Annotated in this window: 9 protein-coding genes; 4 read left to right on the forward strand and 5 right to left on the reverse strand. The window is 55.3% G+C overall.

Annotation, left to right across the window (positions count from 1 at the left end):
• Positions 1 to 42 precede the first annotated feature (42 nt).
• Positions 43 to 2,052, forward strand: coding sequence for a glucans biosynthesis glucosyltransferase MdoH (gene mdoH, locus SH421x_RS08855; RefSeq protein ID WP_488855067.1), 2,010 nt, complete (start codon positions 43 to 45; stop codon positions 2,050 to 2,052).
• A 10-nt stretch (positions 2,053 to 2,062) separates the two neighbouring features.
• Here mdoH and SH421x_RS08860 read toward each other — a convergent pair whose 3' ends face one another.
• Together SH421x_RS08860 and SH421x_RS08865 are read right to left on the reverse strand one after the other, a co-directional pair.
• Entirely contained in the window at positions 2,063 to 2,998 is a 936-nt protein-coding gene (locus SH421x_RS08860; protein ID WP_488855068.1) for a cupin-like domain-containing protein, read from the reverse strand.
• 250 nt (positions 2,999 to 3,248) lie between these two features.
• A complete protein-coding gene (locus SH421x_RS08865) occupies positions 3,249 to 4,469 on the reverse strand; it encodes a 3-keto-disaccharide hydrolase (protein WP_488855069.1) in 1,221 nt (406 codons plus the stop codon).
• Positions 4,470 to 4,658: 189 nt separating this feature from the next.
• Between SH421x_RS08865 and SH421x_RS08870 the strand changes: the two genes are divergently transcribed.
• Positions 4,659 to 6,539, forward strand: coding sequence for a cation:proton antiporter (locus SH421x_RS08870; RefSeq protein ID WP_488855070.1), 1,881 nt, complete (start codon positions 4,659 to 4,661; stop codon positions 6,537 to 6,539).
• A 148-nt stretch (positions 6,540 to 6,687) separates the two neighbouring features.
• Here SH421x_RS08870 and SH421x_RS08875 read toward each other — a convergent pair whose 3' ends face one another.
• The gene (locus SH421x_RS08875; protein ID WP_488855072.1) at positions 6,688 to 7,071 is read right to left on the reverse strand and encodes a hypothetical protein; all 384 of its coding nucleotides are present in this window, start codon (positions 7,069 to 7,071) and stop codon (positions 6,688 to 6,690) included.
• Positions 7,071 to 8,702 (reverse strand): PilW family protein, encoded by a 1,632-nt coding sequence (locus SH421x_RS08880; RefSeq protein WP_488855073.1) that lies wholly within the window; start codon positions 8,700 to 8,702, stop codon positions 7,071 to 7,073. The genes SH421x_RS08875 and SH421x_RS08880 overlap by 1 nt, the downstream gene beginning before the upstream one ends.
• Before the next feature lie 221 nt (positions 8,703 to 8,923).
• Between SH421x_RS08880 and SH421x_RS08885 the strand changes: the two genes are divergently transcribed.
• A complete protein-coding gene (locus tag SH421x_RS08885; RefSeq protein ID WP_488855074.1) occupies positions 8,924 to 9,883 on the forward strand; it encodes a DUF1559 family PulG-like putative transporter in 960 nt (319 codons plus the stop codon).
• 396 nt (positions 9,884 to 10,279) lie between these two features.
• Positions 10,280 to 11,689 carry an undecaprenyl-phosphate glucose phosphotransferase gene (locus SH421x_RS08890; RefSeq protein WP_488855075.1) on the forward strand — a complete coding sequence of 470 codons (1,410 nt, stop codon included), beginning with the start codon at positions 10,280 to 10,282 and terminating at the stop codon, positions 11,687 to 11,689.
• Here the strand turns inward: SH421x_RS08890 and SH421x_RS08895 are convergent.
• Positions 11,683 to 14,112: a PVC-type heme-binding CxxCH protein gene (locus SH421x_RS08895; RefSeq protein WP_488855076.1), complete on the reverse strand. Its 2,430-nt coding sequence runs from the start codon at positions 14,110 to 14,112 to the stop codon at positions 11,683 to 11,685. The genes SH421x_RS08890 and SH421x_RS08895 overlap by 7 nt on opposite strands.
• Positions 14,113 to 14,259 lie beyond the last annotated feature (147 nt).

Here is a 14,259-nt window from a genome sequence, read left to right on the forward strand (position 1 = left end):
TACGAATAACGTCCAGTAGGGGCAAGAGAGACGCAGGTATTTGTGAAATCGTTAGAATCCAAAAATAGAATCTTCCGAGCGGTCGCTGCGATTGCCGACAAGCATCCCAAAGCGTCAATCTTAGCAATCGCAATGACCGTTTGCGGATTGATGAGTTGGTTGTTCCTAGACATTGCCGCCGCCGATGGTGGGCTGGGGCCAATTGACGCCGTGACAGGTACGCTGTTTGTGCTGTTGACCGGATGGCTAGGCTACGGAATCGGGATGTCGATTGTTGGGCATTTGATTCCTCGCCCTGAGAAAGTCTTCGCTGACCCGCTAACGCCCGAGGAACTGGGGCAATTGCCGTCAACGGCGATATTGGTTCCCGTTTACAACGAGTCGCCGCGTCGGGTGGCGGCTGGCGTTCGCGCGATGCGTGAAGAACTGGCGAAGCTCGGCGGACAAGAGACGTTTGAGTTTTTCCTGCTTAGCGACACGACCAATCCCGATATCGCGGCCGAAGAAGAAGCGGTCTGGTTGGAGATGACCTATGACGCTTCGAAACCGGAGGTTTTCTATCGTCGTCGTCCCAAAAATATCGCGCGGAAAGCAGGCAATATCGCCGAGTTTTGCGAACGTTGGGGAGGGCGATATCGTTATTTGATTGTCTTGGACGCCGATAGCTTGATGGCGGCCGAGACGATGGTCGAAATGGTGCGGCGAATGGAACTGGACGAACGCTTGGCGCTGATCCAAGTTCCACCGCGTCCGATCAATGGAGCGTCGCTCTTGGCTCGAGCTCAACAGTTCGCCGCTGCGACCTACGGCTGCGGATTCTTGCGCGGCTATCGCCAATGGTGCGGAGACGCCGCCAATTATTGGGGACACAACGCGATCATTCGTACGCGCGCCTTCATCCAAAGCTGCGGGCTCCCCGTATTGCCCGGCGAGAGCCCGCTAGGGGGAGAAATCCTGAGTCATGATTTTGTGGAAGCCGCCCTGCTCCGCCGCGCCGGCTGGAAAGTACGAATCGCGGATGATCTGGCAGGCAGCTACGAAGAGACGCCCGGTTCGGTGCTCGACTACCTGCAACGTGATCAGCGCTGGTGCCAAGGGAATCTGCAACACTTGAACTTTTTAGTCCGTTGCCAACTGCCGCTTACAAACCGTTGGCATTTGGTCTGCGGCGCTTTCGCCTATTTGGCCAGTCCGCTTTGGTTGGCGTTTGTCGTTTTGCAACTGACCTTACTACTGACCGTTTCGAGTTCAGGCACGACGTCACTGGGGATCAGCGCCGCTTCGGCTTCGCTGCTGTTGCTAGTTGGAACGCTAGTGTTGTTAATGGCCCCCAAAGTTTTGGCGGTCGCCGATTTTATTGCTTCGACCCCGCCTGCAGACCGTCGACCAGCCAGCGCGATCTGGCTGGATGCCGCGCTAGAGACGTTTGCTTCGACGTTGTTTGCTCCGCTGTTGATGTGGTTCCATACGCATTTTGTTATCGCCACGCTGCGTGGTCGCCGCGTCGAATGGAATGCCCAGAACCGTGGAGATGTAAATCTCACATGGGAAGATGCTTGGAAAGTTGGCTGGAAGCTGGTTTTGCTAGGTTCGATCGCGGCAGTCGTGATTGGGTTGGCAAATCCGCTGGCGCTCTTGTGGTTCTCGCCGTTGTTAGCAAGCTGGTTGGGCGCCGCGCCGCTGATCTTGATCCTTAGCTCACCGCAGTTGGGACGCTGGTTGCAAAGCCGTGGTCGCCTAGTGATCGCTGAAGAGACCCGCCCTTGTGCCGTGATGCAGCGGCAGCAAACATATTTTGAGCTACCGGTTCCGAGCGAAGCAGCGACGTTAGAACTGCTGGTCCGAGATCCGCATGCGATGGCGGCGCATATCGCGATCGCACAGCTCAACGGTAATTCACCCAATGATCTGCCGATCAGCGAGCTGACGCTGGACGAAATGACGCTCGAACAGCGACGTGAATTGTTGGTAGATGCCGACAAGCTGCGACAGGCGCATGCGACCTATTGGTCAGAACGCCTGCTGCAAGATGTCCAAGCTCGCGCTCGCTAAGCGTGCCGAGCTATTTCGTCGACATTTCGCGAACTTGAGTTGGATTCATCGGATCCAGCTCAAAGGTCACTGGATAGGCGTAGTTGCCAGACTTCTTTTGGAAGAGTTTGCGATACGCTTTGACGAAGGCGAAGGCTGTCATCTTCATGTTGTAGCCGACCCCTTCGGTCGCGGTCGACAAATTCTGATAGCCGCACTGATGGCGAAAGAAGCGGTTGGCGCGAAACAGCTTGATGCGGCGGATCGCTTTTGGCGTTTTGTGTTCGGTCGTTAGCGAAACGTTCAATCCTTCGATATTGCTTACGCGATGCGGCGTGTTTTGCGGCCAGGTCACCATGTGCCCTGGCTCTAACTCGCAGACAAACGCACTGTCGTCATACGACGGATCATAAGGAAGCTCTTCAAAGCTTTCGCCGCAAATGACATCTTCGATCGCCGCTTGCGTCACGAACCGTTCATCAAACGGAGGATAAACGTAGGCTCGCTTTTTGCCGCGGAGATGCCACAGCATGTTGACCGGAATATCCAGGTGATAGTAAACGATCGCAGTCGGCGATGAGACCAGCAAGTTGGCGGAACGTTCGAGCGCCTTAAAGCCGCTGACCTTGCTTTCCAGCTCGTCATAGATGCCGTTGATTAGATCGGCGTATTCGCGGTGGTGCGTCAGCATGTTGCGAATATTTAACCACAGCCGACCTTCTTTGGTCGCTTGCAGCAGTTGCTCGCCGTTCAGCTTAGACGCGTCTCCTTCTTTCCATTCGGTTTTCGTCTCGTCGGTACCCATCGTATTGACGTTTAACGCACTGCGCGGGTGCGTATCGAGAATGCGAACCAGGTGCTCATCATCAAACAGACCGGTCTCAACCAGACGATGCGTCGTGGTGATCGCTTCGGTCTCCATTTGGTGCAGGTTCTTGTTCCAATCAATCAGGTTGCCGGATGACATGGCGATGGCCTTTTTCAGCAAAAGAGGGACGACGCCGCAATAGCGGACGTCTACGCAGAACTTCGCAGGATGAAAAAGCATAGCTCATGTTGTGGTAAATGCGGGGGATCGCATTCTGCTTTCTGCGTCGAGCGAAGATCAGAATAACCCGCATAATCGGCGCAAACGGAATCAGGCCACGCAACTGAAGGGAGTCGCGTGACCTGATTTCGGTTTGAGATAGAGCTAGTCGACCAGGGATGTGAGCTGTTCACTCGGTCGGCGCTGCTTGGACCGCTTTGCGATCGACGGGCCAACGTTTAGGAAGTTCGACGATCTGCAGATTTTTGAACGACAGATCGGTCGTCGGATCGTGTCCTTGCAGCATGATGGTCCCCGGTTCGGTGCGGAGCCCCCGACGTGGATTCTCGTCCCGTTTACGTTGATCGGTCCAATCGGTCACTTGATAGCCGTTGACCCATACGCTGATATGCGGCCCTTGCGCGATCAGCGTTTTGGTAAACCACTTCTGATCGTCACTAACCACGCGGCGGGCTTTGATGCGACGGAAGATCGCGCCGGTGCCGTGATCGATCGGCAGCGTGCGGTCTTCGGCTTCGTAGCCGTTATGGATCTGGCTTTCATAGCCCATCATCTTGTCGCCGGGAATACAACGAAAGAAGACGCCGCTGTTGAGGTTTTTGGCATGCGTGATCGCGTCCAACCGCAGGACAAAATCACCATACGATTGTTCGGTTTCTAGCTGGCCAGGACCATTTTCGGCGTGAATGGTCCCTTCGTCTGTCACGGTGAATTTGCTCTCCAGCATGGGATACGTTTTCCAACCAGTCAGGTCTTGGCCGTTGAAGATCGACTGCAGGCCGAGCGGCTTCAATTTCACGTTGCGAAATTCAATCACTCCCTGATTGTGCTGGAGGCCGATAAAGCCGAGTCCGACGTACTGGGGGTCTTCGTACTTCAGCACTTCGTTCCCATCAAGTTGGACGACAATCGTCCCTTGATCCGCAGTGATGTCAAACGAATGCCACTGGTTGGGCTGGCACGACGGCGTAACCTTCATTCTTCCTACCAGACTTCCGGTGGGGAACGAATTGCTTTCTGGCGCGATATTCAATTCGTAGCAGCCATAGGTCGGGCTTTCGGGCTTGGGAGAAGTTCGCAAAAAGATCCCGCTGTTGGTCTCGGCTTGGCCGCGAAATTCAACGTGCAATTTAAAATTGGCGAACTGCGTAGTCGTACGCAACTGACCCACATCTCCCTTGGTCGCTCGGATTACTCCCTGGTCGACGGTCCAATCGATATTCCCCTCCGCTTTCCAGCCAAAAGTGGTCTCTCCATCAAACAACAGTAGCCAACCGTCGGCAATTTCGGCCTCGGAGAGCGTATTGGGGGCTTGCTCGGCCTTAGCCGAAGTCACGGGGGTGACAATTAGCGCTAATAGAAGGCCCAAAATAATTTGCGAGTACTGCATAGCTGCGACCTGGAACGGGATGAGCGGGGGGAAACGTCTGATTCAGACGCGTGAGGGGGTTTTCTTAACTCTCGACCCTGGTTCAAATTACATCAAAGTTTCCGCGCCGTCGAGTCGCTGCGAGCTAGACTCTGATGATCGCATCGCACATCATGATTTGTCCCTTCGATTTCGAGCGAAAGCCGTACCTTGCCGCCATTAACGCCAGAATACTATCCGCTGTACTTTGCCGGAGTGTTGGGGTTGGGGATTGCTGCGCAGTGGCTCGCTTGGCGATTGCATTTGCCATCCATTTTGCTGCTGTTGGCGTTTGGTTTTTTTGCCCAGCTTGCCGGCGACCCTGACGAGATCATCGGCAAAGATGTGCTGTTTTCCATCGTCTCACTTTCGGTCGCCGTAATTTTGTTTGAAGGCGGCATGAGTCTGAAGCTCTCGGAACTTCGCGAATCAGGCGGGGTCGTCGTGCGTCTGGTAACGGCGGGCGCCGCCGTTTGTTGGGGACTGGCCGGCTTAAGCGCCTACTATGTGATGGGCTTTCCGATCGAACTGGCGGCGTTGATCGGCGCCATTATGATCGTGACCGGTCCCACCGTGATTGCGCCGCTGCTTAACTATATTCGTCCGACACGCAAAATTGGCGCGATCGCCAAGTGGGAAGGGATCGTGATCGATCCAATCGGCGCCGTGTTGGCAGTTCTCGTTTATGAAGCGGTAGTCGTCACCGGTGTGAATGATGTTTTTGCCGTCGCGGGGCTTTCGATCCTGATGACGCTGGTCGTTGGCTTGGTGTTGGGAGCCGCATCCGCGGTGACCTTGATCTTCCTCTTGCGGCGGTTTTGGATTCCCGACTTTTTGCACAACGCTTCTATCCTCGCGGCGATCTTGGTTGTTTTTGCTGTCTCAAATGCAGTGCAGCCTGAATCAGGATTGTTGACGGTAACCGTGCTGGGTATCGTGCTGGCGAATCAAAAGCGGATCCCGGTTCGCCATATCTTTGAATTCAAAGAGAATCTGCGCGTACTGCTGATCTCTTGCTTGTTTATCGTGCTGGCGGCCCGCATTTCTCCGGCTGAGATCGCAATGGTTGGCTGGCAGGGACTGGTGTTCCTGTTAATTTTGATAGTGATTGTGCGCCCAGCGTCGGTTTTTGTTTCCACATTGGGCAGTGGTCTTAGCTGGCAACAGAAAGTCTTTCTTTGTTTTATGGCGCCGCGCGGGATCGTCGCCGCGGCGGTCTCTTCGGTTTTTGCCTTTGAAATCGTAGAAGAGTTTACGCAACGCGGCGCTGACCCGTCGACCATCGCTCAGGCCGAACTATTGGCTCCACTGACCCTGCTGGTGATTGTCGGTACAGTGACGTTTTATGGACTAACCGCGGCGCCGATTGCCCGTTGCTTAGGACTGGCTTCTCCCAATCCGCAAGGCTTGTTAATCGCCGGCGCCGATCGTTGGGTTCGCGAACTGAGCAAGGTGATTCAAGACGCCGGGTTTCAAGTGCTGCTGGTCGACACCAACTATCGCAATATCTCGGCGGCCAAAATGGCGGGACTGCCGGCTCACTGCGCCAGCATCTTGTCTGACTATGTGACCGAAGAGATCAATATCGGCGGCATTGGCCGACTGTTAGCGATCACCGCCAATGATGAAGTCAACGCGTTGGCCAGCCAAGAGTTCATCCATTTGTTCGGCCGCAAAGAGGTGTACCAATTGGCCGCTTGGGATTCAGGCTCAGGCCGCAGAGCGTCCGTCTCCGAGCATCTCCGAGGTCGCGTCCTCTTCGCAGAAGGGATCGATTTTTACGTCTTGGCCAGACGGTTCGCCGCTGGCGCGCAAATCAAAAAGACCTCGCTCACCGCCGAGTTTACGTATGCCGACTTTCTTAAAAGATATGGGGACTCGGCGCTTGTCTTGTTCGTGATTGACGAAGCTAAAAAGCTGGATGTTCGCACAGCCGAGTCAACCTCGACACCCAAGGCCGGACAATCGCTGATCTCACTCGTTGATCCGATCAAACCGGCGTTGGAAGAAAAGGATCCAGCCGGCGAAGCAGAGTCAGCGTCCGAGGTCTAACCGGACGTTCGCAAAGAGCGACGGCCAGGGGAAGCGAACTCGGGCTCCAGTTCGTGATTTGTTTTGCAATGGGCAATGGACTGCACTTACAAACGTAAATTGCCCCTGGATCCGTGCGTTCTGTCAACGGATAATCTGGGCGCGTTGGCTATTGCGCAAAGATCTCAAGCCGCACTTCTCCGGCTCGCTCGCCGGCGTGCAGCGAGAGGCCGACGATCTCGATTTCGTTACGCAGCTTTAACTGATTGGTGATCGCAAAACGTTCACTACGAGAAAAGTCGCCCAACACTTTACCGTTGAGCGAAAGCTTGCCAGACAGCGGCAAATCGTCGAGGACCAGCACGACTTCGTCCCCTTGGTTGATACCAGTGGGCGCATGAAAAGCGCGCGTCAGTTTCAAACCGGTATCTTCAGTCTGCCGCGGAATGGCAGACCAATCCCGCGGCAATTGAATCCGCGTGGCCTCGGCCCCGGGGGCAAAATAAGCTTGCCAGGGACCGTTGAGACGTATCGAATGCGGAGAGACGCTCACTACTCGGTCATCAGGTTAGCAGTAACCGTATCTTGACGAATCAGCCGCGAACCATCCTCGATCGCCCGAATGGTAATCTGAATGCCGCGCAGCGGATGATCGTACGGGGGAGCGGTTTCGCGTTCGCCTGGATCATCAACGCCGTTGACGCCATCGTCATCAATGCCGTTGGTCCCTTCGTCGATTGGAGCGGTCTGACTATCGGCAACTCCATCCGCATTGGGATTGCCTGCTGGAGCAGGAGAAGCAGGGTAATAATCCTGATTTATCCCGTCCATCTCGTAAATCATCGGCCAAGTGTCATAGACCGCCATCGCGCGTCCCGCAGGTGCGACGCTGGGACTGCGGAGGGTAACCCCCAAGTTGAATTCCGCGGCGTTGTCTGCGAGGAACTTCGGATTGGGAGCGCCGTAGAAGTGACCGGCTGTATATTTCTTCGCCGCGGCCGCTCGGCTTGGATCATCTGTCAAAATGTTCCAATTGAGATCGACAAAAGCGCCGGTGCCTGCAGAAGTGGCAAAGCTTCCGATATTTTGGTCCATTGAAACAAAGCCGGCATCGCCGGGAATAGCGGCGATGTCGTTGGCGGTAGAATGAATAAGAATCGGGGCCAGCGGGTCAAACACTTTGACGTCAAAAGCCAACACCTTGGCCATGATTACGTCTTCGCCAGTCCGATCACGGAAGTTGGTCGTTGTACCGCCGGCCGTTACTTCGTCAGAAACGATTTTCGCCATCGTCTCAAAGGATCGTAAATAGGTGGGCTTGAGGGGATACGGGAAAATCCGAGTGTCCATCACATTCGGCGTGAGAGATTCATAAGCGGAATTCGCGGGATCGAAAGAGCCGATGAGCCAAGAACCGTGACGGTTTTGCCTCGATTGTAAGTCTTCGAGTGAATTCGTGGGCCAGGTAAAGCCACCGCCAGTCTGCTGAAACGGATGAACCGACAGGTCAAAATTGTTAAACGCATCGAGGTGCGTGATGGTTCTTGGACCCATCGAATTTGCGTATTGAGTGAAATCGATATCCGGACGGATTAACAATACGCGACGAAACAGCGTAACGGATTCTTGCTCGCCACGTGTGGCTCCAACTCCATCCGAGTTGTCAAAATCAGTGAACTCCGTCCAGTAAATGATTTCCGCGTAATGCGATGTAATTGGAGAAATATCGCTCGAATCGATTGGCCGAGTAATTCGCAACACGCCATCCGAATCGCGTTGTAACTTGCCGTTAATCAAGCCAACAAACGGCTGGTCCTTGCTATAAGCCGTAAACGCAATAATGTCATCCGCGTCTCCGGCGACGCTAGGAGGCGATGTCGTCGTGAAATCACGATCACGATCTGGTCCTTCCACAACCGTGAAATAGCCTTTATTGCCGCCCACCGGCAACCACGGAAGACCCGGCGCCGTGTGGCAATCCAGATCGGTTTGCATGGTTGTTGTCAGACCACGTAAATTGCCCGATAGTTCGATCGTCGAGCGGGCGTCGTGCATCGTATCGCCCAGCATGGCGAAGATTTGCGCGACCGAAAAGAATAAAATGAGCGACAAGGTGGTCGCTACCATCATTTCGACGAGCGTGAGCCCGCGGCGAGCATTCGGACGTGCGGAGATTCGAATCATGAGGTATCTGTTCCTGGCGGACGACTGCGTGAGAGAAGTCTCGCGCAGTCGACTGCAAAACTTAGCGTGCTCTGGGGAGGAGACGGGACATCGCCGGCTGGCGGGCGGCGATTTGGCGACGCTACTCGGAAAAGTTATCTTATACAGATCTATTGCAGCAACAAAACGTCGTTTCGTCAAGCGATTGGTCGACGCAAGCTGCCGAATTCACAAGGACTTACGTGATATATCACCATAACCGCCGCGGCTTTGGCCTGAAAGAAATCGTCATCGCGATCGTCCTGCTAGGGCTGGTCTTCCTGCTGGCGGCCCCGCTGCTGCTGAGCAGTCGCGAGAGCGCGCGCCGCAATACCTGTCTTTTCCGGCAAAAACTGCTCGCTGACGCGCTGACCGCCTATGACGAGGATCGTCGAGAACTGCCGGGCTACGCGAATCGTCAAGAGCCGCTCGGCGAGTCGCTGCTCGAAACCGGTTGGCTCTTCCCGGCCCTCCCGTACCTGCAAAGTCGGACTTATCAGAACCCCGGCGAGATGCCGCCCCCCCCCTATTTGGAAGAGTTCATGGCTTACTCGACAGCAGGACAGTTGGCTGGTCAGCAGCCTGACTTCACCATCTTCGAGGCGATCTGCCCAGATGACACTCCGGCCGCAGATCCCGATCAGTGGGGGGCGATCAGCTCGTTTGTCGTCAACGGCGGGATGCCGGATGTGCCACCGACCAGCGAGATCCCGGCTGATTGGGCGGTAAACGGGATTTTTCAGAATCGCTTGAATCAAAAGCCAGGCGTCGCGTTCGCTCAATTCTCACTGCAACAAATCTCGGAACTCGACGGGTTAGAGATGACGCTGTTGCTGGGAGAAAACGTCGACGCCGGTCGCTGGACCTCGCCGAAAGAGGCCGATGTCGCCTGTTTGTGGAGCAACAACCCCGACGCGATTCTGTCAATCAATCAGCAAACCGGTCAGGGAGATGGCGGCACACGATTTGCGCGACTGTCGAGCTACCATCCCGGTGGGGTCAATATGATGTTCGCCAGCGTCGCCGGAAAGTTCGTCAATCAAGAGATCGACAAAATCTTGTTCGCCCAAATGCAAGCAACCGACGACGCCCAGGCAAAGGTCGCCGGAACCGAAGAGTTGGTCTGGCCGGCGACGAACGAACCCGCAGGCGAAAAACCATAGTTGGCCGAAGATCGCCCTTTGATAGAACACTAGCCCGTTGCGCTATTCGGTCAAAAAAGAATGGAACGCGGCGAAGCCACAGATAAAGAGCGGAAAACTCGGTAAGTACTAAGACAAAAAGCGTTCACCCTAGCCCGCAGCGCCAGCGAGGGTTTACGCATTGTTAATGCTATATCAGCATGAAGTAGAGGCCGCTTTCCCTCGCTTACGCTGCGGGCTCGTGTCCAAGTGTTGCGATATAGCGCAACCCCAAAACTGGCACAACCGGCATAACCAGCGTATTGACTGTCTGATCGCGGGCGAGCGCAGAAAGTTCGTGTCGGCATTCGGATGAGTAAGTCGCAGTGACCTATGTTTTCGGGTCACAACTTTCGCGTAGCTCAGTCTTTGAAGCAAATGACTTCCAACATCCCCCCAATCCGACAGCAATCGACATTGCTCGACGCGAGTTATCGCATCGTCGATGGGGTTTCAATTTTGGTTGGGTTGTGGCTTGCTGTCGATTGGTCAGATACGACCTTTGGCGCCGTACATCAGTTTGCCGCCGCGGTGGCGATTTGTTTGTTTTATGTGGTCGCCGAGCTGACCGGCATGTATCGCAACTGGCGCGGGGTATCGACTCAACGCGAAGTCGGCTGCGGGCTCATGACCTGGGGAGTAAGTCTGGTTGTGTTGATCGCGATCGGTTTATTCACCGGACACGCCGAATCTTACTCGCTGTTGACTGCTTGGTACTGGTTGTGGATGACGCCGGGCATGATGGTTTTGTTACGCGTTACGATTCGTTTTCTGCTTGAAACGTTGCGTGCGCGAGGACTCAACTACCGCGGGTTCGCGATTGTCGGAGTCAATCCGCTTGGTATTCAATTAGCCGCTAATATTCGAGACACGCCTGACCTCGGTTTGCGTTTTGTCGGTTTCTTTGATGATCGTCCGCAAAGTCGGTTGCCGCAGATCCCGGCAACGCTGGGTTCGCAAGTGGGCGACATCGCCAACTTGGTCTCCCTTGCTCGTAGTGGTCAAATCGATCGCATTTACATCACTTTTCCGATGCGGGCCGAAGATCGCATTCGCAAAGTTCTGGCAGAGTTGAGCGACTCGACGGCGTCCGTCTATATTGTGCCGGATTTCTTTGTCTTTGAGTTGTTGCATTCGCGCTGGACTGACATCCGCGGTTTGCCGGTGGTCAGCGTCTTTGAAAATCCGCTGTACGGCGTCGACGGCTTGATGAAACGCACGACCGATCTTGTATTCGGCTCGCTGTTATTGATGCTGTGTGCGCTGCCAATGTTGGCGATCGCCACCGCCGTCAAGCTGAATTCGGCCGGACCGGTTTTCTTTCGTCAACGCCGGTATGGATTGGATGGTCGTGAGTTTTTTGTCTGGAAATTCCGCACGATGTCCGTCTGTGAGGATGGTCCCGTCGTGACGCAAGCGACCAAAGATGACAAGCGCGTGACCTCGATCGGCGGTTTCTTGCGAAGGACGTCGCTCGATGAACTGCCGCAGTTGTTCAACGTGATGTACGGCAATATGTCGTTGGTCGGTCCGCGGCCGCATGCCTCTGCGCATAACGAAGAATATCGCAAAGTGATCCAAGGCTACATGCTGCGTCACAAGATCAAGCCGGGGATCACCGGCCTGGCGCAAGTACGCGGCTGGCGCGGTGAAACCGATACGCTGGAAAAAATGGAACGCCGCATTGAGTGCGATCACGAGTACATCCGCACTTGGAGTCTCTGGAGCGACATTCGCATATTGTTCCAGACGATCTCGGTAGTACTGTTTAAAAAGAACGCTTATTGATCGCCAGAGAGTAGCGACAACAAGTCGGCTATTTCGGCCAGAGTCAATTGTTTCGGCAGCCCCTCAGGCATGATCGATTTTGCCGCCGCGCGACGTTCGACGATCAAGTCGGGATCGACCTCAAACGTTTTGCCGTTCGCATCGACAAACAGCTCTCGTTTATCTTCGACCAACCGATGCAGCGGAAATCCGCTCAGCACGCGACCATCATCCAGCAGCAGCATCTCAGCCACAAACATCGGCCCGATCTCTTTGCTGGGCTCTAAGATCGATTGCAAGATCCGGCGCCGATCAGTCCGCGCGCCAATATGCGTCAAATCAGGACCCACTTTGGCGCCGCGGCCGTTAAAGGTATGACAACGTGAGCAGGTCGCACGTTCTGACGTAAAGACTCGCCAACCAGCGGCGCGACTTGTCTGTTGGGGAAGTTGCGAAAGCCACGCATCGACATCATCCACAGCCGGGCGATTGGCCGCTTCGATCTTGTCGCTACTGTGCGAAGATCTCTGGGCGGCCGTGGCGATCACTGCGTTGTCCGCTTGCGATAACTTAGTCAACAACGCGGCGTACTTTGCCTTGTCGCTCGCCAAACCGCTGATTGCATCGGCTCGCAATTCTGCCGGCAGTTGATTATCTTCCGCCAACTTGGCAAGTTGAATATTGGCGTCTGGCGTACTGCGTAGCGCCAGCGTTTGGATCGCCGCAGTCTGCAACGCTGAATTGTCTTGGTGCGCCCATTCCGCCAACTTGTCGGTCTTCAGCGTCGGATGATTGGGGGGGAGCAGTTGAATCGCCATCGCCCGAGTTTCCGGCGAGCTCTTGGTGGAGGTTGCAGTATCACTGAGCAGCTTTTGGCTCAACCATTCGTTGTTGCCGCCGACCTGTCCACTCTGCAGCCAAGCAATTGCCGCCAGATAGACAGGAAACGCATTGGCCGATAGTTTGCCGTTTGCAAGCTGTTTCTCAAGCTCTCCCTCGTACTGCTTCAGACGTTCGTCAGCAATCCAGCGAACTGCTTCAATCCGCACCGCTTCAGACGGATCAGCAAGCGCTTCGCTCAAATGCGCTTCGTCCGCGGTCGCGCCGATCCATCGCAACGCTTGCAACACGCCCAGTCGTTGATCGCCGGTTGGCAGCGTATCCCAATCAACTCCCAGCAATTCGGTTGGATGCTGGGTGAGCCCGGCGATTGCTGCTTGGCGCAGGAACAAATCGGTCGAGTCGAGCGGCTTGAAATCAAACTTCTTGGCCAACTCGCGGGCTTCTTTCTCGGCATCCGAAAGCGGCAACAAAACATCTTGCGGGGGGCCGTTTTTCCAGGAGAGTTTCCAAAGGCGTCCTTTGCCGTGAACCGGATAACTGCGATCGACCCAATCGGCAAAGTAGTAAGCGCCATCGGGACCTTCGACCATGCCGGTTGGCCGGAAGTTCTCGTCCCCCATAACCACCGGTGACATCCGTCCGCGAACGGTCGCGCCGCTATGTTCCAGTGCGTAGCGCTCGATCCGATGATCGCCCCAACTGGTGACAAGCAGCGATCCATGATCGTACAGCACCGCACAAGGAGCTTCGCCGGTTCCGGCCGCCATCGGCAGTGTGCCTGGTAGTTCGGCATCCCAAGCTTGCAGCGGATGCACGCCAGAGCGTCCATAGCGAAATTGATAGCCATAGTCACCGGTCTCGACGATTTCTAGCAAGCGGCACGGCGGGCGACCATCGGGATCATTGTCAACGCAGAAGAGCCGATCCTCAGGATCAAAGCACATGCCAAACGGATTCCACACGCCGGTCGCAATCTTGCGTAGCTTCGCTCCGTTGGCTTCGCATTGATAGACGCACCCCCCTTCTCCACCGCCGGTGATGCGTGATCCATCGGCCGCGACCATCGCGAAGGGTTCGCCCAGGTTTTCACCCATGCCAAAGATCAGCTTGCCATCGGGCGCGAAAGTCAAACCGGCCAAGCCGTTGTGCGGATAGTTGCCTTTGGTCTCGAGATGCACGATCGGCGTTTTTTCGTCGGCGACGCCATTGTTGTTGGTGTCGCGCAGCTGGAAGATTTCCATTCGCGTCGCCACATAGATCGAACCATCGGCCGCCGCGGCCAGGCTCATCGTGAAGGTGGTTCCTTCGTAGAAGGTGCTCCACTTGTCCCGTTTGCCGTCACCATCGCTGTCGACGAAGGCGCGAATGCGATCTTTCTCGGGCCCGACATAGTCTTCTTTTCGATGGTGCGTTTGCGACTCGATTACCAGCAATCGCCCCTGGGCGTCAAACGCGACACCGATCGGCGTTACAATCGCCGGGTTCTCTGCGATCAGCTCTAATTGCATCCGATCATCCAGCACACGCGGCGGATCAGCAGCGGCCAGCGAAGCAAAACCAACAGCGCACAACAGCGCCAAACAAGGGATGCGATAAGGCATAGCAGGAAAACCAGGGGAAGATGGCTGGGATGGGTTTGCGGCTATTATAACCCGATTACGCGGCAAGTTCTCGCACCGCGTCGAAGTTTGGTTTATAACGGAAAGCGTCTGGCCGAACCCCCATTTTCCCGCCTAGGAACTTTACTT

The organism is Blastopirellula sp. SH421 (genome assembly GCF_057808535.1).